The 17,685-nt window shown below is 37.9% G+C and carries 26 protein-coding genes; 6 read left to right on the top strand and 20 right to left on the bottom strand.

Annotated elements, in window-relative coordinates; translation table 11 throughout:
- The first annotated feature begins 171 nt into the window (after window positions 1–171).
- Window positions 172–909 (top strand): class I SAM-dependent methyltransferase, encoded by a 738-nt coding sequence (locus NYE73_RS11980; RefSeq protein WP_259950668.1) that lies wholly within the window; start codon window positions 172–174, stop codon window positions 907–909.
- 14 nt (window positions 910–923) lie between these two features.
- On the opposite strand, the gene NYE73_RS11975 is transcribed toward NYE73_RS11980, so the two are convergent.
- The 3 genes from NYE73_RS11975 to NYE73_RS11965 are packed head-to-tail and all read right to left on the bottom strand — an operon-like array spanning window position 924 to window position 2,427.
- Window positions 924–1,358 (bottom strand): GNAT family N-acetyltransferase, encoded by a 435-nt coding sequence (locus NYE73_RS11975; RefSeq protein ID WP_259950666.1) that lies wholly within the window; start codon window positions 1,356–1,358, stop codon window positions 924–926.
- Window positions 1,355–1,837, bottom strand: coding sequence for a GNAT family N-acetyltransferase (locus NYE73_RS11970; RefSeq protein ID WP_048394606.1), 483 nt, complete (start codon window positions 1,835–1,837; stop codon window positions 1,355–1,357). Before NYE73_RS11970 ends, NYE73_RS11975 begins: the two co-directional genes overlap by 4 nt.
- Before the next feature lie 2 nt (window positions 1,838–1,839).
- Window positions 1,840–2,427 (bottom strand): SMI1/KNR4 family protein, encoded by a 588-nt coding sequence (locus NYE73_RS11965; protein WP_066036847.1) that lies wholly within the window; start codon window positions 2,425–2,427, stop codon window positions 1,840–1,842.
- A gap of 201 nt (window positions 2,428–2,628) precedes the next feature.
- Between NYE73_RS11965 and NYE73_RS11960 the strand changes: the two genes are divergently transcribed.
- Window positions 2,629–3,180, top strand: coding sequence for a GNAT family N-acetyltransferase (locus tag NYE73_RS11960; protein ID WP_048394516.1), 552 nt, complete (start codon window positions 2,629–2,631; stop codon window positions 3,178–3,180).
- 51 nt (window positions 3,181–3,231) lie between these two features.
- Here the strand turns inward: NYE73_RS11960 and NYE73_RS11955 are convergent, their stop codons facing one another.
- Window positions 3,232–3,789 (bottom strand): histidine phosphatase family protein, encoded by a 558-nt coding sequence (locus NYE73_RS11955; protein WP_259950665.1) that lies wholly within the window; start codon window positions 3,787–3,789, stop codon window positions 3,232–3,234.
- Window positions 3,782–4,342, bottom strand: coding sequence for a hypothetical protein (locus tag NYE73_RS11950; RefSeq protein ID WP_259950664.1), 561 nt, complete (start codon window positions 4,340–4,342; stop codon window positions 3,782–3,784). Before NYE73_RS11950 ends, NYE73_RS11955 begins: the two co-directional genes overlap by 8 nt.
- A 518-nt stretch (window positions 4,343–4,860) precedes the next feature.
- Between NYE73_RS11950 and NYE73_RS11945 the strand changes: the two genes are divergently transcribed.
- Window positions 4,861–5,031 (top strand): aspartyl-phosphate phosphatase Spo0E family protein, encoded by a 171-nt coding sequence (locus NYE73_RS11945; protein ID WP_004230265.1) that lies wholly within the window; start codon window positions 4,861–4,863, stop codon window positions 5,029–5,031.
- Between the two features lie 172 nt (window positions 5,032–5,203).
- Window positions 5,204–5,674, top strand: coding sequence for a hypothetical protein (locus NYE73_RS11940; protein WP_048394519.1), 471 nt, complete (start codon window positions 5,204–5,206; stop codon window positions 5,672–5,674).
- A 124-nt stretch (window positions 5,675–5,798) separates the two neighbouring features.
- Here the strand turns inward: NYE73_RS11940 and thrS are convergent, their stop codons facing one another.
- The 10 genes from thrS to NYE73_RS11890 form a co-directional block, all read right to left on the bottom strand.
- Entirely contained in the window at window positions 5,799–7,715 is a 1,917-nt protein-coding gene (thrS, locus tag NYE73_RS11935; RefSeq protein WP_259950663.1) for a threonine--tRNA ligase, read from the bottom strand.
- A 379-nt stretch (window positions 7,716–8,094) separates the two neighbouring features.
- Window positions 8,095–8,325 carry a hypothetical protein gene (locus tag NYE73_RS11930; protein ID WP_004230268.1) on the bottom strand — a complete coding sequence of 77 codons (231 nt, stop codon included), beginning with the start codon at window positions 8,323–8,325 and terminating at the stop codon, window positions 8,095–8,097.
- A gap of 14 nt (window positions 8,326–8,339) precedes the next feature.
- Window positions 8,340–8,696, bottom strand: coding sequence for a hypothetical protein (locus NYE73_RS11925; protein WP_054549268.1), 357 nt, complete (start codon window positions 8,694–8,696; stop codon window positions 8,340–8,342).
- Between the two features lie 11 nt (window positions 8,697–8,707).
- Window positions 8,708–9,304, bottom strand: coding sequence for a hypothetical protein (locus NYE73_RS11920; protein WP_259950662.1), 597 nt, complete (start codon window positions 9,302–9,304; stop codon window positions 8,708–8,710).
- A 121-nt stretch (window positions 9,305–9,425) separates the two neighbouring features.
- The gene (locus tag NYE73_RS11915; RefSeq protein WP_259950661.1) at window positions 9,426–9,932 is read right to left on the bottom strand and encodes a hypothetical protein; all 507 of its coding nucleotides are present in this window, start codon (window positions 9,930–9,932) and stop codon (window positions 9,426–9,428) included.
- Between the two features lie 123 nt (window positions 9,933–10,055).
- Complete coding sequence (locus tag NYE73_RS11910; protein ID WP_131520336.1) at window positions 10,056–10,520, bottom strand: hypothetical protein; 465 nt, start codon at window positions 10,518–10,520, stop codon at window positions 10,056–10,058.
- Window positions 10,521–10,567: 47 nt separating this feature from the next.
- Window positions 10,568–11,053: a GNAT family N-acetyltransferase gene (locus tag NYE73_RS11905; RefSeq protein WP_259950660.1), complete on the bottom strand. Its 486-nt coding sequence runs from the start codon at window positions 11,051–11,053 to the stop codon at window positions 10,568–10,570.
- Window positions 11,054–11,068: 15 nt separating this feature from the next.
- Complete coding sequence (locus NYE73_RS11900) at window positions 11,069–11,416, bottom strand: DUF3147 family protein (protein ID WP_016993931.1); 348 nt, start codon at window positions 11,414–11,416, stop codon at window positions 11,069–11,071.
- On the bottom strand, window positions 11,416–11,814 hold the full coding sequence (locus NYE73_RS11895; protein ID WP_259950658.1) for a MarR family winged helix-turn-helix transcriptional regulator: 399 nt from the start codon (window positions 11,812–11,814) through the stop codon (window positions 11,416–11,418). The genes NYE73_RS11900 and NYE73_RS11895 overlap by 1 nt, the downstream gene beginning before the upstream one ends.
- Before the next feature lie 86 nt (window positions 11,815–11,900).
- Window positions 11,901–12,383, bottom strand: a complete 483-nt coding sequence (locus NYE73_RS11890; RefSeq protein WP_259950656.1) for a hypothetical protein — start codon at window positions 12,381–12,383, stop codon at window positions 11,901–11,903.
- 187 nt (window positions 12,384–12,570) lie between these two features.
- Between NYE73_RS11890 and NYE73_RS11885 the strand changes: the two genes are divergently transcribed.
- On the top strand, window positions 12,571–12,867 hold the full coding sequence (locus NYE73_RS11885; protein ID WP_259950654.1) for a hypothetical protein: 297 nt from the start codon (window positions 12,571–12,573) through the stop codon (window positions 12,865–12,867).
- A gap of 15 nt (window positions 12,868–12,882) precedes the next feature.
- On the opposite strand, the gene NYE73_RS11880 is transcribed toward NYE73_RS11885, so the two are convergent.
- Window positions 12,883–13,866, bottom strand: coding sequence for an HD domain-containing protein (locus NYE73_RS11880; RefSeq protein ID WP_259950652.1), 984 nt, complete (start codon window positions 13,864–13,866; stop codon window positions 12,883–12,885).
- Complete coding sequence (locus NYE73_RS11875; protein ID WP_259950650.1) at window positions 13,856–14,503, bottom strand: class I SAM-dependent methyltransferase; 648 nt, start codon at window positions 14,501–14,503, stop codon at window positions 13,856–13,858. Before NYE73_RS11875 ends, NYE73_RS11880 begins: the two co-directional genes overlap by 11 nt.
- Before the next feature lie 1,067 nt (window positions 14,504–15,570).
- Between NYE73_RS11875 and NYE73_RS11870 the strand changes: the two genes are divergently transcribed.
- Window positions 15,571–16,224 carry a FusB/FusC family EF-G-binding protein gene (locus NYE73_RS11870; RefSeq protein ID WP_259950649.1) on the top strand — a complete coding sequence of 218 codons (654 nt, stop codon included), beginning with the start codon at window positions 15,571–15,573 and terminating at the stop codon, window positions 16,222–16,224.
- A gap of 82 nt (window positions 16,225–16,306) precedes the next feature.
- Here NYE73_RS11870 and NYE73_RS11865 read toward each other — a convergent pair whose 3' ends face one another.
- The 3 genes from NYE73_RS11865 to NYE73_RS11855 form a co-directional block, all read right to left on the bottom strand.
- Entirely contained in the window at window positions 16,307–16,684 is a 378-nt protein-coding gene (locus NYE73_RS11865; RefSeq protein ID WP_259950647.1) for a hypothetical protein, read from the bottom strand.
- 157 nt (window positions 16,685–16,841) lie between these two features.
- Window positions 16,842–17,288: an HTH domain-containing protein gene (locus NYE73_RS11860; protein ID WP_048394546.1), complete on the bottom strand. Its 447-nt coding sequence runs from the start codon at window positions 17,286–17,288 to the stop codon at window positions 16,842–16,844.
- Between the two features lie 48 nt (window positions 17,289–17,336).
- The gene (locus NYE73_RS11855; protein WP_231595711.1) at window positions 17,337–17,675 is read right to left on the bottom strand and encodes a hypothetical protein; all 339 of its coding nucleotides are present in this window, start codon (window positions 17,673–17,675) and stop codon (window positions 17,337–17,339) included.
- Window positions 17,676–17,685 lie beyond the last annotated feature (10 nt).

Raw genomic sequence — 17,685 nt, 5'->3', positions numbered from 1 at the left:
AACGATAAAATATCCCATTAAATGGAAGATAACTGTATCAAAAAATGGTATGCCTCTATCTACATCTTACAAAAAATTGTAATAAAAGTCTATTTCTTTTTCTATCTACATGGGACAATAATGATGCGCACAAATGACATAACGTTATGTTTCATAAACTGGAGGCTTTTAATGAAACAAAATATTTATGATAATCCGATATTTTTTCATCACTACAAGACATTGAGACAAAAAGCATATAATTATAACCGTCTTTTAGAGCAGCCCACGATGAAGGCTTTACTTCCACCTTTGACAAATTTACAGATACTCGATATTGGCTGTGGTATGGGGGATTTCGCCAAGTATTGTATCGACCATCAAGCCAAGCACGTAACCGCATTAGATGTTTCGAGCAATATGCTGACCATTGCCAAGCAGGCAAATGCCCACCCACAAATTGACTATCAGCTACAGGCAATAGAGGATTATGAAGCCCCTTCAGATAGCTTTGATTGTATAACCAGCTCCCTATCTCTTCATTATGTTAAAGATTTCGTTGCGGTCATTGGTCAAATTGCTCACATGCTACGTCCTAACGGTGTTTTTATTTTCTCTGTGGAGCATCCTATTGCTACAGCTCGTCATACAACGGATGATAATTGGGTATATGATGACAATCATCAACGTCTGCACTATGCTGTGGATCATTACCAGGAAGAAGGCTTGCGTGAGCAAACATGGTTGGTGGATGGTGTTGTCAAATATCATCGCACCATATCGACGCTGGTCAATACATTGATTACCCATGGGTTAACCATTAATAAAATCCTAGAACCAATTCCAAGCACAGAAGCCATTCAACAGCTTCCTTCTATTGAAAAGGAGCTACGCAGGCCATCCTTTTTATTCATCAAAGCAAAAAAATAAACGAAAGCCTCACCCTATTTTTGTGGTGAGGCTTGTTTCATATAAATAATTTCTGGGTCTCCCTCATCCAAGTTGTCGATAAAACCGCTTTTGACAAAGCCTAGGTTATGAAAAAGCTGGTGCATACGCCTATTGGACTGATTTGTAGAGGAGAAAACCTTTGCTGTTTTAGCCATTTGGATATAAGCGGTCATTAAGGCAGATGCGATCCCCTTTCTGCGCTCGGACGGCTTGACAATGACTAAGGAAATAAAGCTATAGCCAAAAAAGTCATTGCTAAATAGCAGAAACCCCCCAATGGTATTGGCGGATTGGTATAGCAAACAGCGTTTCTCTTTGATAGCTTGCTGAATTTCTTCCGCTCTGGATGAATCTCCAATTACTTCTTGATCGATTGTACAAAGTGCTTGTAAATGCTCCATTCTTGCTTCAATTATATGATGGCTCAATTTTCAACCTCCTTCATATAGTAGCTCATCACCTTTAGCTCATCTCGAAGTCCCATTGCCTGTCTGCCTTCATCGACAAAGCCACATCGCTTATAAAGTTCTTGAGCAGCTCTATTTGGTACATTGACCCCGAGCACCAGCTCATTGATGTATGGGAAATGCTTGCGAACAAAGTCAGGCAATAATTGGAGTGCTGTCTTGGCATAGCCTTTGCCCTGCTCATAAAAATCAGTGGAAAAGGAACGGATTAATAGCGCCTGTTCGTTGGAGGAGTACGGCGTCACCCCCTCTTTTTCATGTAAGACAAAGAACGTGACTAGCTTGTTACCGTCCATTGCTAAAATGGCATGCCGACTATTATCCTGCTTAGCAAGTGCAATGCTTTCTTTTGGAGACTTTGTATAGCGTAGCTGCTCTTCTGTTAGGGTATATTGTTCTACTAAATTTTTTGCTTTGTCCTCATAGAACATGAGCTGCATAGTCACTCGAATTCCTCCTCGTAAATAGCGGTGAATTCATATTCTCCCTCTATAAGTTGCTGTAAATAATCCTCAAACGAAGCTGCAATCACCTCAAAGCTATCAGGATCATGGACATAACGAACCACCTGGCCAACTTGTCCCGCTTCATTTGGCGTAAAATCAATATATAGGCTTGATGTGCCCCCATTATTCATACAATCTGCAAAGCATAGCCGTTCATTTAACGGGACATGCATATTAATCTTTTCATCTACTTCCACATACGCTAAAAATTCCTGATAGCGCTCATAAATTGTTTCACGCTTGTCATGATAATCTTTCACGATTTGCTCCACCGATTTTAAATAATACGGATAATCCCCTAAATCAGAGCCTAGCACTAAAACACAGATCGTTTCTTGCCCATGCTGACAATAATATGTACCATTGACATCCTGTAATAGCTCCACCAAAGCTTGTGGGCAGTTCGGAAATACTTCTAACAAGGCCTGAATTTGTGTCTCTGAAGCACCAAAAGCCTGTTGTAATTGTTGCTGCTCTTCTTGTGGTAAGTATTGTAATAAATTCGCAAAATATGTTGTGCGCATCTTAATCCCTCTCTCTCTTTAACTATGACATATTTTAACATAATTTCTTCCATTCTCTTAGTCCCTCATGCTACTATGGAAGTATGCACAAAAAAAGGGGTGGATTTATGAGTGTGAAAGATGCAGTAGACGTGAAAATATTACCAACAATCGTAGGGTTGTAACGCTACTTGCAGCCCTTATATAAGGGAGAATACAATAATGGAACATTATTTGAAAACATTTTTAACAGGTCAATCGATCACTTTACAACAAATGACTACTGCTGACCTAGAGGCTTTTATAGCAATCGAAAGCGAAATCACCTCTTTGCTACTTGCTAATGATGAGATTCCCTTTCCACAAACTGTAGAGGATCACACCGCTTTCTTTAACAGTATCAGCGGAAAGAAGGAGGAATACTTTTTCGGTATCTATGAAAAAGCGTCACAACAGTTAATAGGCTCCTGTGGCGTTTATGCAGTGAATTGGCAAAATAGCACTTGCTCAGTGGGCATTTCAATTGGGAAAGAGTGGCACGGCAAGGGCTATGGCACAGATGCAATGAAAACGCTTATTGATTTTATCTTCCAATATATAGCTGTTCAGAAAATCAAGCTTCAGGTTTTTAGCTTTAACCCAGCAGCTATTCGCTCCTATGAAAAATGTGGCTTCACAAAAGAAGGCATTTTACGCCAAGAAATTTTCCGCTTCGGTACATTCCATGACGTAGTTTTATTTGGCCTCTTACGCTCCGATTGGGAGAGGAATTAACAGAATAGCACAAGAGAGATACTATGATTGCTGTAGTATCTCTTTTTTTGTTCAGTCCTCTTGCCACACGCGTGTTACTTCCTGTAAGGATAGCCCTTGAAAGGCTAATCGATAGATATCTGGCATACTTAACGTTTGCCAAAATGCATAATCGTACTGGGCATCAAAATATTGCATCATCAATGCCATGATATTGCCATGTGTACCGATAACGACAGACTGCTGTGGATGCGTGAGAAGGATGTTTCGCAAACTTGGAATAGCGCGAGCCATTGCCTGTTGATTGGACTCCCCACCTGCCCATGCAAAGCTTGGCTCCTGCCACACCCGTTGAACTGCTGCATGAAAATCCTCCAGCTTCCCCTTAGAAAGTTGTCTTTCTTTTAAAGCATCTATCGTTTGAACGGGTAAATGACGCGCCTGTGCAATCCCCTCCACTGTTTGAATGGCTCTACGATAAGGACTAGCATAAACTGCGTCGATTCGATGATGCTTCAAAAGATTTGTGACACACTCTGCATCCCTTTGTCCCTGAGCAGATAGTGGACGATGATATTCATCCTCTGAATAATGAGCATGTGCGTGTCTAACAAAATAAATTTCAGTCATCTGTTTCTCCTCTTTGATCTTTAGCTAAATGAACCTTCCAAATCCCCTCTTGCTGTTGCAGGGCGTATGTTTTTATGTAGCGCTGACTCCCAACGGAAATTTCCAGTTGAACGACCTGTAAATCAGGGGTGCTCGATTCATTAATCACTATTCGATCATAAAATCTATACATGAAATAGGTAACAAGCAAATCACCTGCAAGTGAATCCGTATAGTATTGCTCAAACAATTCTTTTGTGGGGAATGCATCATTGCTGTAAGTAATCGCATACAATGCATCCATACGAGGTTCCTCCACTAAATCAAACATAATTAGCAGCATTTCCTCTGGCGAAAAGGTCTGCAAATGACGAATTTCTCCATCGTTTAAAAATGCTTGATAGGCCTCTCTTTTTTCCAAAGATAAATCGGCTACATAGCTAAATTCAGTGGATATGGATGTCGATGTCGTATCCATGTCATACACAATGGTCGGTTCCTGTAAGGGCTTCTCCCTTTCACATGCCGTTAGTAAACTTAAAAAAGCAATGATGGAAACCATTTTTTTCATCATGCGCTGCATCACCTCATCTAACATCCATTATTCCATTAATTTCAAAAATTCTCAACATTTCACCATAGACAATGAAATGTCCCCATTTCTAAACAACAAAAAAGGGAATTTGCTAAAATGTGACAAGATATGAATTCCACGCTTAATTATCGGAAAATTCAATCTCTAATCACAACTTTTTTATTAGTATAAAAGACTTAAGACTTCTCCATTTTCCCCTTAATATTTTCTAAAACAAAGAACGTGAATAACCCTATCCAGCACATGAACAGGGTTTTAAGTCATATATTAAATTCTATAAAAGGGGAATTTTACAGTAATTTTTATCTATAATATATAAAAATTTTCAACCAAGTTAAATAGGATGAAGTACCTTATCTATGACTAAATTACGAATTTAAGAAACGATACACAATGTGACATTTTTTTTAATATAAGTGATATACAATGAAAAAGTTGAATCGAGGTCATAAAAATTTATTTCAAGAATATGGATAAAAAATTAGGAGGAAAATATCTTGGTTAACTTATTACTTAAACAATTCTTGAAGGCGGAAATTGAGATCAAACGAAGAATTATGTATAAAAAAGCAAAGGATCTTGGTTTCACCCACCCTATTGTAGTAGATTACAGTCAAGAATTGGATGTCTTACTTAATAGATATTTAAAACAAGCACAAGCTTCCTAATCATAACGAGGCATATAATAGAAGAAAGTATAGATATGATAAAGCCAGGCCATGTTTTATTGGCTGGTTTTATCGGGGATGATACATGCATTCACCTAGCCATTTCTCAGAATGTATAGAGAATGAAAAAGTAGGCGATGTTTTTGATAAGAAAACATTTGGAGGTTGAATGATGCACGTATTCATCTTAACTTTTATGGTTGTTTCCAAAATATTATTGCCACCTCAACATTCAGTAGACCATACATCACCCACACTTTGCACACCAACTGAAATAAATACACTATATCAATACCCAAACAACCAATTTCAATCGTTTCGTGATGAGGACACATTTTATCAGCAGCTTAATCGTGCGATTTATGAGGAATATACCAATGCTTCATTGAATATTCGTCAAAAGATGGCTTTTAAAGATGTAGCAAATGCGACAAAACGTTTTTATTTACAAACAGATGGTAAACAGGAAACAATAGACCTCTCTCAACATACTTTTATTCATCCCAATCGACAAGTTTATTTTTTAGCATCCTTTCAGCACAATACCGATGAATCCTATCGCAAATTTCTTGTCATCGACGCTGAAACACAAGAAGTAATACTGGGACATTCGCTTTTTCAAGAAAGTTCCAAGCACCTTTAATTCATTGTATGCACACCATGTAGATTCTAGTAGTCATTTCAAAAAAATAGAAGTAAAAATTTCTTAACAATTAAAAAGCTTGCGATGAATGACGAACATTCATCGCAAGCTTTCTTTACTTAAATTAAGCTAAACTTTTTTGTTGAATGGCTGCTGTGACTTCTTCTATTAATTGCTGTAGTGACTTATCAGTGGAATTTTGCTGACCATGTCTGCGAACAGCTACAGTTTGGTTGGCAACCTCACGATCACCGATAACCACAATATATGGTATTTTTTGCAATTGGGCTTCTCGTATCTTTTTGCCGAGCTTTTCTTGGCGATCATCTAATTGCACACGGATGTCTGCTTGTTGTAAAGCTTCAACAACTTTCTTGGCATAGCCTTGATGTGCCTCTGCTACCCCAATCACTTGGACTTGCTGTGGTGCCAGCCAAGTTGGAAATGCTCCGCCAAAATGCTCGATTAAAATACCTAAGAAGCGATCAATTGAGCCAAACACTGCACGATGGATGACAACAGGTCTCACCCTTTCATTGTGCTCATTAATATACGTTAAATCAAATTTCTCTGGAAGCTGGAAATCAAGCTGAACCGTTGCACATTGATGACTGCGCTGAATCGCATCTTTAATATGGATGTCAATTTTCGGTCCATAGAAAGCCCCGTCCCCTGCATTAATTGTATAGGCAATACCTAAATTGTTTAGGACATTTTCAAGTGCTGCTTCTGCTTGATCCCACAGTGCCAAATCACCCATATAATCATCTGGTCGTGTCGATAATTCAATCGTATACGCAAATCCAAAGACGTTGTACACTTCATCTATAATCTTTAAGGCCAGTGCAATTTCATCCTCAATTTGCTGTGGTGTTGCAAAAATATGGGCATCATCCTGACAAAAAGTTCGTACACGTAACAGACCATTCAAGGCGCCACTAAATTCATGTCGGTGCACTTGCCCAAATTCTGCCATACGTATAGGTAAATCCCGATAGGAATGTAAGGCATTTTTGAAAATCAGCATATGCCCAGGACAGTTCATCGGCTTTAAGGCAAAGCTTTGGTCATCCACCTGTGTGAAATACATATTGTCCTTATAATGATCCCAGTGACCTGACTGCTCCCATAAGCGTTGGTTCATCATCAGCGGTGTTCGTACTTCCCTATAATCATATTTTGCTTGTAAATGTCGCAAATACGATTCCAGTTCATTGCGTAAAATTTGACCATTGGCTAAATAGAAGGGCATGCCAGGTGCTTCCTCTGAAAACATAAATAACGATAGCTCTTTACCTAGCTTGCGATGATTTCGCTTTTCTGCTTCCTCCAAGAAGATAAAATGATCGCGCAGTTCCTCTTTTGTAGCAAAGGCAACACCATAAATACGCTGAAGCATTTGATTATTGCTATCGCCTCGCCAGTAAGCGCCTGACACATGCATTAATTTAAAATGCTGTAATTTGCCTGTAGACGGGACATGTGGACCACGACATAAATCATAAAAATCTCCCTGCTCATAAATCGTAACTAGCTCATCTACAGGAATTGCCTCCAACAGCTCTAGCTTTAACGCATCATGGGCGAATAATTGCTTTGCTTCTTCACGTGAAACCTCGCGTCTATGAATCGGGATATTTTCCTGTACAATTTGTTTCATTTTCTTTTCAATTTGCTGTAAATCACTCGGTGTCAGTGTATCAGCAATATCTATATCATAATAAAAGCCATTTTCAATGACTGGTCCTACTCCAAATTGTGCATGTGGATAAAGTCGTTTAATTGCCTGCGCTAATAAATGGGCCGTAGAATGGCGAATGACCTCGATCCCTTCCTTTGAGCTTGCATCGTACAATGTAATTTGTGCATCTTCCATAATCGGGCGCGTCAAATCAATGATGGTTCCGTTAACACTCCCTGCGACTGCCTTTTTACGAAGCTCTGGACGAATCGCTTGTGCAATATCGGTTAGTGTCACACCTTTAGTAAATGCTTGTTGTTGACCATCTGGAAATTGAATGTGAATACGTTGATTTGACATGTTTCTCTACTCCTTTTAGTAATAAAATCAATTACACCTTGGCATAATTGTGTAGATAAAAAAAACACATATCCGCCCCTAAGAAGGGACGAGTATGTGTTGATTACCCGTGGTTCCACCCAAATTCCCACTAGTTTATAAGCTAGTGGCTCATTGATTTTGCTGTAACGCCGCAAAAAAACGGTGCAAGTTTCCAAGCACGGCTCCAAGGTAGTAAGATGGGAATACGACATTAGGAAGCTTGCAGCCAAGGCCTCCCTCTCTATAAATGGTTAATCGCATCTCTTGTCCTTATCATTGCCCATTTCATTTTGTATGAAATTGTTAATTACTATAACGAATAGTGAATTCTTTGTCAAACACTAAAAAAGAAAAAAATTTAGCGACGGACTTGCAATGGGCGTTCTGGACGTTGAACACAATAGTGACAATGCGGGTCATCACATGCCTCCTCTTGCCACTCATTACACATCGCACAAAAATAACTATCAAACGTGTCATCATAGATGATGGAATTTTGACAACTCGGGCATTGTTGATTTTTTTGAATCGTACCGCTGATTTCTAGCCCATCAATAATCACTATATCTTCGCGCTGTTCAATTCGCATTTTATTATTATCTCCTAATGATTTTTCACTTCTAAGGTCTCATCTTCAGATTGCCATTCTACATGGATCATTGGCTTTGTTTCTCGTTTAAAGATTTTCTCACTTTCTTTTTTTGTGAAGGAATAATAGCCATCTTTATTTAACTGAACATCACTTAAATTTTGGGATTCTTTTGTCCCCTCAATTGTAATTTCTAAAGGCCCCAAATCATCATCATCTCCCAAATAAAATAAGCGTAAGCCCACCTCACCATTACTATGATAGATGGCTTTCCAATGCTCACTTTTGGCGATATAATGTATCTCCTGCTTGGGGCTTTGACAAGCTGTCAATAGGATGATGAGGGCAAGTGGAAACATCCATTTTTTCATTAAATATCCCCCTAACCTTGTATGGTGATAGCCCACCCTGTCGGCTTTTCTTCAAAGGCATCCTCGTATTCTGTAAAAACAAAATGAAGTCCACTTAAATCATCTGGCAAGGGTGGTGTCACCACATACGTACTGCTTTCATGTCCATTTGAGCCACCTGTACCTTTACTTTGGCATTCATAGGACGCATCAATGTATAGACCAAAATGTTTTCGTTCTAATTTTTGCTGAATCGTTAGCTGAGGTTCTTGCTGCTCATCCCAATCGATTAATAATTGCACCACACTTGCATTGTCATATTGACGAACATAAGAAACCGTATACAAACGCTCTCCCTTTGCTACCGTTTTCAATACAGGGATATAGTGACGGAAGCCTGAAGGTTCTACCTTTGAAGTATAGTATTTTTCTGATTTAATCAACTGGAAGAACAACGCTAAAAAAGTATCATCGAAACCATATTGCTGTGCCCATTTCGAAATGGTATCATCCGAAGGCAAGCCTGGAGTAAGAGCAGCTTGCTCTTTTCGTTGCTGCAAAAGTGCACATATTTGCTCATCTATTGTGACAAGCCTTGAATCATTGTATTTGCTATGTTGTTCGGACATCTATATCCTCCTTCCTCCTGCAAGTCCTTCTTCTTTCTATACGTTATTTTCCGCAATTGGTTCCATAAACAGCCTATTTTTACTTGTAAATACCAAAAAAGCTATCCAATACATTGGATAGCTAGTTCGCTAGCATATCATTGGGCCAGCTAGTCGAGTCTGATAATTGATATGTAACCATATTGGCTGTCACAGCGAGAATAACACCCGCTCGGGACATATGAGAGGTATTTGGCTTTTCCAATACAAGGACCACGTAGCCCTCTCCACGTCCTTGCTCATCAAGCGCATTCGTCGCATTGATTTCAAAGGTGGAATACGTTTGCTCATTCGTTGCATACAGAAGTCGTTCTTCATCATACACGCCATGTTCTTTTAAATTATAGCTGACAGGCATCCACCCTTCAGACCATTCAATACTGCCTATCATTTCTCGTTTCCTTCTGGCAAGACGTCCAATGGAATACCTAAAATATATCTTCATAATCGCTTGATTGTCTTCATTTTTTCCTTCACAAGTGGCTGTCACTTCAAGCATAATATCATTTTTTAAAAGCTTTTTCATAAACACTAATGCCACAGTGATAACACAGATAAATAGTACTATACCCAAGATGATAAATGCCATTAGGTCCCTCCTAGTATCACAATTGCTGTTAATACAATATTACCATGTTCTAGGAGAGATAGGAGCTTTTCACCAAACAATCTTAGAAATTGACACAGGCATAAAGGATAAGACAAAAAGTGATTATTTGTTGGCTTGAAGCTCAACTGTAAGCGTAAAAGGTATTTTTAAGTATTCATAGTGTATCGTTACTTTCTGGTTGTTAGATGCTAGAACTTGTACTGCATAATGCTGTGGCTGCTCGCCAATAGCTTGTTGATTTATGTATCTTTGAGGTACGATCGTTCGCTGTGCTAATTTATGAAAAGATAGTTGATCATTTCCCTCTAGCTTTGTTTCCGCCTCAAAAGGTTCTGACTTACTTATTACAAGCTTCGCGTTATCAGGACGCTGATCATTCACCAGTATTTGCTTTAGCTTAATTTCACGCAGCCCTGTATTTTCAAGTGCGATGATTTTGATTGCTTCATTGCCTTGTTTGCTGCTATAGCTTTGAATAACAAGTGGTGGATTGCTCTTGAGATAAATCATGAAGATTGCCCCGACCACAAGCACACTCAGTACTAAAATAAATAGTATTTTTTTCATATTTTCCCTCTCTTTCCTCCCAACTAGTATAACAAAAACAACCTGACTTATTGACAGTCAAGTTGTTTTTGTAAACGTATTTCATCTCGTATTGGAATACCATCATTACCAATGAGTGGGATAGAAGGCTTATAGGCTCTTGCTTTTTCCACTGCATTACGCAGTATATCTATTAAATAATAGCCTCGTTTTTGATAGAATTTCAATGCATGTAAATTATCGTTTGTTGTAATAAGTGATATGCTTGTACAGCCCTGCTCCATTGCTGCTTGTTCTACCGCTTTCACAAGAGCAGAACCAATACCTTTCCCCTCAACCGTACTATCTAAAGAAATGATTTCACAGTCCTCTTCCCGCATGATATAGGTGATTAAACCAATCATCATTTGTTGCTCATTCATAAAAGCAAAGCCCGCTAATTCACTACAATCATAAATGCCACTGGAAATGACCATCTCTGTCGTACCCCAATGTTCCTGAAAAAATTTGCTTACAGTTTGTTTTGGTAGTTGATGTATGGCAATAATCGTCATTTTATAAACTCCTTCTTAAATGGAAATATGAAAAACGCCTGCAATCGCTTTTTGTATGCCTAAAAATACAGCCCAGGATAGCACACCAAGTCCAATAGCTAGTACAATATGTACGGAGGATTTCATCGCCATGTAAATCACAAATAGCATGCACATCGTTGCGGGCAAGCCAACGATAACGCCTACCGTAAAGCGTTGAATATGCTCACTCGACTCACTTTGCACTGTCAGCCAAATAATGCTTAAAATACTCACCAATGGCAACGCAGCAATAATTCCTCCATAGGTAGGAAATCGTCGTGCAACCTCCGTCACAACGCCAATGATAGCTGCTGAACTCAAAATTTTAAAGAATGTATACATTATTTTGCCACCTCACTTAGACGTCGAAACGCCTGTAGAATGGCTTGCTGTTCCTGCTCAGTTAGCTGATTAAGAGCATGCTGTAGCTTATCATCATCTAGCTCCGAGTTTTTCTTCAACACTTGTACTCCTTCTGCTGTCAAATGTAGCATGACCTTACGCTGGTCGTCACTTGCACGCTCCTTCATCACCCAGCCATGACGCTCTAGCTTTTTCACATGCTCTGATGCCGTATTAGGAGAAATATTTAGTAACCCTGCTATATCACGCACCGTCACTTCCTCTTCCTTTTGAATCATTTGCAAAATACGCACACTCTGATGGGAAATAACATCTTCATGGGTTGTATGTAGATGATAGAATATCGTTGTAAAATAATCATTTATATCTTTAATCATTGTAATAACTCCTTTAATATATCGCTCCACACGATTATATCGTATATAACGATATATTAAAAGCGACCTCGTTAAAGTTTTTATTTTCAGATATTTTTCTTCAGTAAGCTTAGCATCTGATAGCCATCTGAGGGTAAACCTGCATAAGGCTTATACCATTTTGGATAAATTAGCGGGACTGCTGTTGCAAGAAATTGAAAAGTATTCAAATAAAAAAGGCTATTGAAAAAATAGTGTATCCCTGTATAAGTAGCAAAATAACGGGCTAGATAGCTGGCAAAAAGTAATACTGCTAAAGTCATGATAGGGCCACCCGCTATAAATCCTAGCGACTGCTTGCGCGTTAAGCTACTCCCTTTTTGTGGGGTACAGAAGCCAAACAATCCCCATCGAATATGGAAATGTATACGACCTATACGCAAGTTTTCAGGAAGATTTTTTGCACCTAAATAAACATGGGCTCGTTCCTTTGAACATACTATAACACCCAATGCATGCCCAATTTCATGCAACAGAGTAGAGATTGGTATGCCTACTACATATAAAAGCATAAAGGATAGAATGGACATTATTACTCACCCCCTCCCAAAAATTCTATCTATTTTTCATAAACAGCTATCTTTCTGCGCTTCTTGCTAAATAGTATCAATGGGTACTTGTGAACACTTACGTTCTACAGTATTATTACTCTATTCTGAATTTAATTGAGGGCATCCCATGGTATACTTTCTCTATTTTTTAGTAGGTGGCACAATCATGGTGCTAGCGCTACTACTTAGCCAATCTAAGTATTTATTTTTATCAGGTATTATTACGGCCTTACCGATATTGACGCTCATTAATATGGGCATGCAAATGAAAAATATGAAAGAAGATACCTTTCATGCTGTTCTTCAAAACACGGTATTTGGAGCGGTTGGCATGCTGTTATTTACCGTGCTCACGTTCCTCCTAACAAGCTGGTTTAAACCAGGCATCTCTGTTATGAGCGCGCTCGCTGTCTATGCCCTATTTATGCTTTCTGGCAAATATATTTTATCCATGTTTGCCTAAAGAAAAGGAGCTGCCCTATGACAGCTCCTCATTGATTATTTTCACATAAACACCCTGCTCAAACCTTTCCAAAGCAGAGACATTCATTGCTATGACATAGTTAGATACCTCGCTCGCCTTCCATAGTCGCTGTTGATGATAGATAGCTGGATCGATGAGTCGCACTTTATTGCGAAAATGAATGTCATAATTCGCTTGTTCTTCTCTTACCTCTACATTTTCATGTAATTGTTGTAAAAGAGCAAGAACGTCTTGATCATGTGAAGTCTTCATCTGTTGCATTACCTCATGATCAGTCTTTAGGAAATCTTCAAGCGTTAGAATTTGTTTTGCTAGCGACAGTTTTAATACATTCGCTAACGAACTTGTCGCATAGATATTTAAAGGGTGCAAGAAAAAATCTAACACTTCCTGATAATAAATTTTTACAAACCATTCTGCACGCTCAATCGTTTTAACACACAATTTCCCCTGAAAAACGAATAAGTCCTGTAAAAATTTTTGGATATCTTCCAGGGCTAAATTTCCATAAAAATACATATCTCTTAATGTATAATCTATACGATCCGCACACAATGCTGGAGCAGGTTGTTCAAGTAACGACCATCTGGATGTATCTAGTATGTTCTCTACCTCGTAGCCATATTTTTCAAGAATCACAGGTATTGAAGACTGTTTGATAACATCCATGAATATCGCTTCATGGTAATCTTCCGCCTCATTTTCAAGGACCACATCCACAACATGGGAAAAAGCGGTATGGGACACATCATGTAATAAGCCTGCCACCTGCTCCTGCAATGAACCGCCAAGCTGTCTAATAAGCAGCATGACACCTACAGAATGCTCAAATCTTGAAATAGTCCACTTGCTATTTACTAGAAAGCCTGCCCCAGCCTGATGAATTTCCTTTAAGCGTTGAACTGGCTTACTTACAATCAATTCCTCTAACAAACCATCTATCTCGAACTCCCCATATAAGGGGTCACTAATCAGCATTTATATTCTTCCGACTAATCACAAAGACTCCACCACAATGTGATAGTGGGTAAAATGTTAACTCACAAATTTCCTGTAAGGCAACCTTTAGCTCCTCATAGACAAAGTAAAATTCATCCTCATCCCAGTATCCCTTGCTATCTTGACGACATTGCTCCAGCTGCTCTCTTGTCTGGAAAGCTACATCGCCAATTAAAATTTTCCCTGTTGGTGATAGGTGCTGTAATAATTGTGTGATATACAAAGACTTTTGCTCATCTGTAAAATGATGGAGCGCATACGTACTAATAATCGCATCATAGGGCTGCTGTAATAGCTCCTGTGGCAAGCCATTCATTAAATCCCACTCCATTAATTGAGCCTCTGGCATTTTTTCCTTGGCAATGGCAATCATGTTCGCAGAAAAATCAAAGCCATAAATCGAATGCCCCTGTTCATAAAGCTTCGCCGTTAATACCCCTGTTCCAAAGCCAATATCTAAAACTGTGGAAGCTGGAACAGCCATCACTTCATTGAAAATTTTATTTAAAATCGCTTTATAGCCTGCAAATGGGTATTGATACTTTTCCTCACTGTGTTGTACCGTTTGGTCGTATCCATCGGCCCATAAATCAAAACCTTCTTTATTTAATAGCATAGTGCCTCCTACAATGTATAAATTCTCCAAGCATTCATTAATTTACGTTCAGTCATCTGTTTCATCATAAATCCCCCTTCATTAACCAATTCAGTCCATTATACCAATTTATTACCTTTCCAACAATTCAGAAAATAAACAGTGCTTTATCAATTTTCAAATTTTCATAAGCTGTTATAATATCAATATGTATAAAAATTACAATAAACATTCTGGATAATATTTTATTATAAATTACCAAAATATTACCACATTCAACTTTTTACGATATAATAATACTGGGTAGTTAAAATATAAAAGGAGATGACTTAATGCAAGGTACAAACAAAAAGGCGTTGTTATGGATTAGCATTATAATGAGCTTAATGTCCATTTTCTTTGCATCTTTTGGTTCTAACAAATTTGGAGCCCCATTCCCCTTTATAAGTTACATCGGTGAGAATGAGTTATCATCCGCAATTGCTCTATTTACTAAAAATGGCATTACTCAAATTAACTTTAATATACTTTATTTCTTTATAAATGTTACACTAATTTACTTTATTCTTTTTTATGGTAGAAATATAATTAGTTCATTAAAATTAATTAAACAATCCTAATTCTTATACATCAAGATTACAAAAATTAGCCTATCAAAAGAAAAATAAATAGTGTCCTACATATAATGAAGATGGAAATGTTGATTATAGACAAACAATTTCGTCTAATAAATTTGCATGAACCTTTGCATCTTATACCATTGTAAAGGGAGTAATTTCAAAACAATTCAAGAGCAATTAGGGCAATCACATGTTACTATATCTATAGACACTTATAATTTTTAACAAATTAATGTAAATTGGTCGCCTGTTTAATTCAACCTATTATAAAACCTTATGTAAAACCCATATAAATCAACGTTTCCTTTAAAGGAGGGATCTAAATGATCGCATTCACTTGTAATGCATGCTCTAGAACGACTTCTTTAGGTCAAAGAGGTCAAGATTAAGTTATAAACTAACAGAAATTGAATGATCTCTTTAGGCCAAAAAGTAATCAAATAGCCTAATAAACAGGAGAGATTTCAAATGGAACAACAAACAATTCAGCCGTTTTTAACGGTTGCCAACTATCATTTACTAGAACAGCAATTAAATAAAATTTTACATGCACTGACAACAACAAAGGATAAAAACGTTATCCTAGCAGTACGTGGCCTTGTTGATACGGAAGTAACAACAAAATTAGCATTATCAGCAGCAGAAACAATGCTGATTGACCAGCTTTTTACTGTCACAGATCGTGCACAAGGTGATGCATTTTTAGAGCAATTAAAACCATATGTCATCCCGTTCAAGCCGGTGACCTCTAGTACGCTTAAAGCCTTATTTAAAAAAGAAAAGAAGCTCAAGCTACCAAATCTAGAAGCACTCGATTTTCAGCAAATTTGTTATCTTGCTTGGGATGATGCTGGCACACATCGAAAGTATGTTGTCCTTGAGCAAAATGGGCAGCTAAAAGGGATCAAAGGGATATTTGCCAATAACACCGTTCGCGGCATTTGCGCTATCTGTAATCGCCATTCAGATGTAGGCCTATTTACTACCTCCATTAAAGGACAGGTGGTAGGCACGTTTACCAACCACAGTAATTACATTTGTGCAGATAGTCAAACATGCAATGAACATGTTACGGATATGAACAGAACACTGGAGTTTTTCGAGCGTATTACACAAAAATAAATGAACGAAGGCAGAAATGTTGTGCAAGCAACATTTCTGCCTTTAAACTTTAAAAGAATTACTCTTAGGGTATAGAGAAATGTTATCGGTTGGGATTACGATCAATAAATTCCTCTATTTCATCGGCTAATCCGTACACAAGATGGAAATAGTGTTTCTCCGTCATGACACCCTTTTTTCGCCATTTTTGCATTTCTTCATAATGAAATTGATAAAAATAGCCTTCTACATCTCTTCTAGCAATTCCTTTTTTCTCCGCCATCTCTGCAATCGAAAGACCTTTCCTCCACTCTTGGTCGTATTCCTGCACTGTCATGCCCAAAAATTTACTTATAGCTTCATAATCATATTTCACATGGTATACAAGAATACCTTCCTTATTTTCTTCTGCATATACGGTTGAAGAAAATGAGAAAACTACGATAAATAAAAGCACATACACTTTATTGGCACTTTTCATTTTGGAACCCCTATACTTTTTGAGGTTAATGTGTGTGGTTCTCATCATTACTATGTATGAAGGAAATCGTGGAAGTGATGAAGAATGTCAGCGAAGAAGAGAAGATTTTTTATTTATCCTTCGTGAATGATTTAGTCCAAAATACCAGGGCTTGTCATTAGTCATGTAATACAAAATGAAGCATGATACTATTCACGCAAATTTTCAATTCTACGTTCTTATCGATCGATATCTCTTGTCTAAAATCGATTAAGTCCTTTTCCTCTACATGAATCATTTTCGCGACACTAGCCGTTGAAAACATGTAATCCTTAATGAGGTCATTCAAAAGCAATGCGGCTCTTTCCCTTGCATCAAAGCCTTCAAAGCCAACACATAACATAACTATTTTTCGTTCAATCTTATCTAGCTGCTCCGTCGTGATGCTGCCCTTGTTATTCAATAAACTATCCAGCTCATTCATTGGTAAATCAAATATTTTCGCAAGTTGCTGATGATTGAAACTGAATTTTTCAGCCACTTCTTGAATTTGCTGTCTCAGGTAATCGAATCGGGAAATATCCGTGACAAAAGATACTTCTGCCCTATCCTTCCATTCTTTCACAGTAGTAACCCTCTTTTCATTCTTTTTTATGTATCAAATGAAACTATATTAAAAATGAGGACGCCAAAAAAGTGGCAGTATTAATAAAAAAACGGAAATCGTAATAAAAATGGTAGTGGTTGTAGGGGATAATTTTTGGCGATATGGACCATTATAAAATCCCGAAAACTGCAGTTTATTACGATAGAGGACAAACAATAAACTATATATGGCGATTCCCCCCAGCCACCCAGCGTATGAACCATCAACATTTATTCCAAAAGAGGTATAAATAAGCCTGGCGCCTCCCCACATCACGCATCCAATAATGGAAAAAAGGATAATAATTCTTATTAATTCTAAAAATATTTTAAATGTAATCATCCATAGTTCTCTTATTTCCTTCACCAGCTCTCTC

The organism is Lysinibacillus sp. FSL K6-0102, from assembly GCF_038003545.1.
Taxonomy (GTDB): Bacteria; Bacillota; Bacilli; order Bacillales_A; family Planococcaceae; genus Lysinibacillus; species Lysinibacillus capsici.
Note: the sequence above shows the minus strand (reverse complement) of the source record. Positions and strands in the feature narration are given on the sequence as shown.

Excerpts from the sequence above, each read along its gene's own strand:
- NYE73_RS11890 (WP_259950656.1), bottom strand. The coding sequence starts at position 12,383 with ATGTCCATTCTATCCTTTATGCTTTTATATGTAGTAGGCATACCAATC.
- NYE73_RS11900 (WP_016993931.1), bottom strand. The coding sequence starts at position 11,416 with ATGTATACATTCTTTAAAATTTTGAGTTCAGCAGCTATCATTGGCGTT.
- NYE73_RS11980 (WP_259950668.1), top strand. The coding sequence starts at position 172 with ATGAAACAAAATATTTATGATAATCCGATATTTTTTCATCACTACAAG.
- NYE73_RS11875 (WP_259950650.1), bottom strand. The coding sequence starts at position 14,503 with ATGCTATTAAATAAAGAAGGTTTTGATTTATGGGCCGATGGATACGAC.
- NYE73_RS11925 (WP_054549268.1), bottom strand. The coding sequence starts at position 8,696 with ATGAAAAAATGGATGTTTCCACTTGCCCTCATCATCCTATTGACAGCT.
- NYE73_RS11865 (WP_259950647.1), bottom strand. The coding sequence starts at position 16,684 with ATGAAAAGTGCCAATAAAGTGTATGTGCTTTTATTTATCGTAGTTTTC.
- NYE73_RS11955 (WP_259950665.1), bottom strand. The coding sequence starts at position 3,789 with ATGACTGAAATTTATTTTGTTAGACACGCACATGCTCATTATTCAGAG.
- NYE73_RS11915 (WP_259950661.1), bottom strand. The coding sequence starts at position 9,932 with ATGGCATTTATCATCTTGGGTATAGTACTATTTATCTGTGTTATCACT.
- NYE73_RS11905 (WP_259950660.1), bottom strand. The coding sequence starts at position 11,053 with ATGACGATTATTGCCATACATCAACTACCAAAACAAACTGTAAGCAAA.
- NYE73_RS11930 (WP_004230268.1), bottom strand. The coding sequence starts at position 8,325 with ATGCGAATTGAACAGCGCGAAGATATAGTGATTATTGATGGGCTAGAA.
- NYE73_RS11960 (WP_048394516.1), top strand. The coding sequence starts at position 2,629 with ATGGAACATTATTTGAAAACATTTTTAACAGGTCAATCGATCACTTTA.
- thrS (WP_259950663.1), bottom strand. The coding sequence starts at position 7,715 with ATGTCAAATCAACGTATTCACATTCAATTTCCAGATGGTCAACAACAA.
- NYE73_RS11880 (WP_259950652.1), bottom strand. The coding sequence starts at position 13,866 with ATGCTGATTAGTGACCCCTTATATGGGGAGTTCGAGATAGATGGTTTG.
- NYE73_RS11920 (WP_259950662.1), bottom strand. The coding sequence starts at position 9,304 with ATGTCCGAACAACATAGCAAATACAATGATTCAAGGCTTGTCACAATA.
- NYE73_RS11965 (WP_066036847.1), bottom strand. The coding sequence starts at position 2,427 with ATGCGCACAACATATTTTGCGAATTTATTACAATACTTACCACAAGAA.
- NYE73_RS11885 (WP_259950654.1), top strand. The coding sequence starts at position 12,571 with ATGGTGCTAGCGCTACTACTTAGCCAATCTAAGTATTTATTTTTATCA.
- NYE73_RS11970 (WP_048394606.1), bottom strand. The coding sequence starts at position 1,837 with ATGCAGCTCATGTTCTATGAGGACAAAGCAAAAAATTTAGTAGAACAA.
- NYE73_RS11910 (WP_131520336.1), bottom strand. The coding sequence starts at position 10,520 with ATGAAAAAAATACTATTTATTTTAGTACTGAGTGTGCTTGTGGTCGGG.
- NYE73_RS11940 (WP_048394519.1), top strand. The coding sequence starts at position 5,204 with ATGCACGTATTCATCTTAACTTTTATGGTTGTTTCCAAAATATTATTG.
- NYE73_RS11950 (WP_259950664.1), bottom strand. The coding sequence starts at position 4,342 with ATGATGAAAAAAATGGTTTCCATCATTGCTTTTTTAAGTTTACTAACG.
- NYE73_RS11895 (WP_259950658.1), bottom strand. The coding sequence starts at position 11,814 with ATGATTAAAGATATAAATGATTATTTTACAACGATATTCTATCATCTA.
- NYE73_RS11870 (WP_259950649.1), top strand. The coding sequence starts at position 15,571 with ATGGAACAACAAACAATTCAGCCGTTTTTAACGGTTGCCAACTATCAT.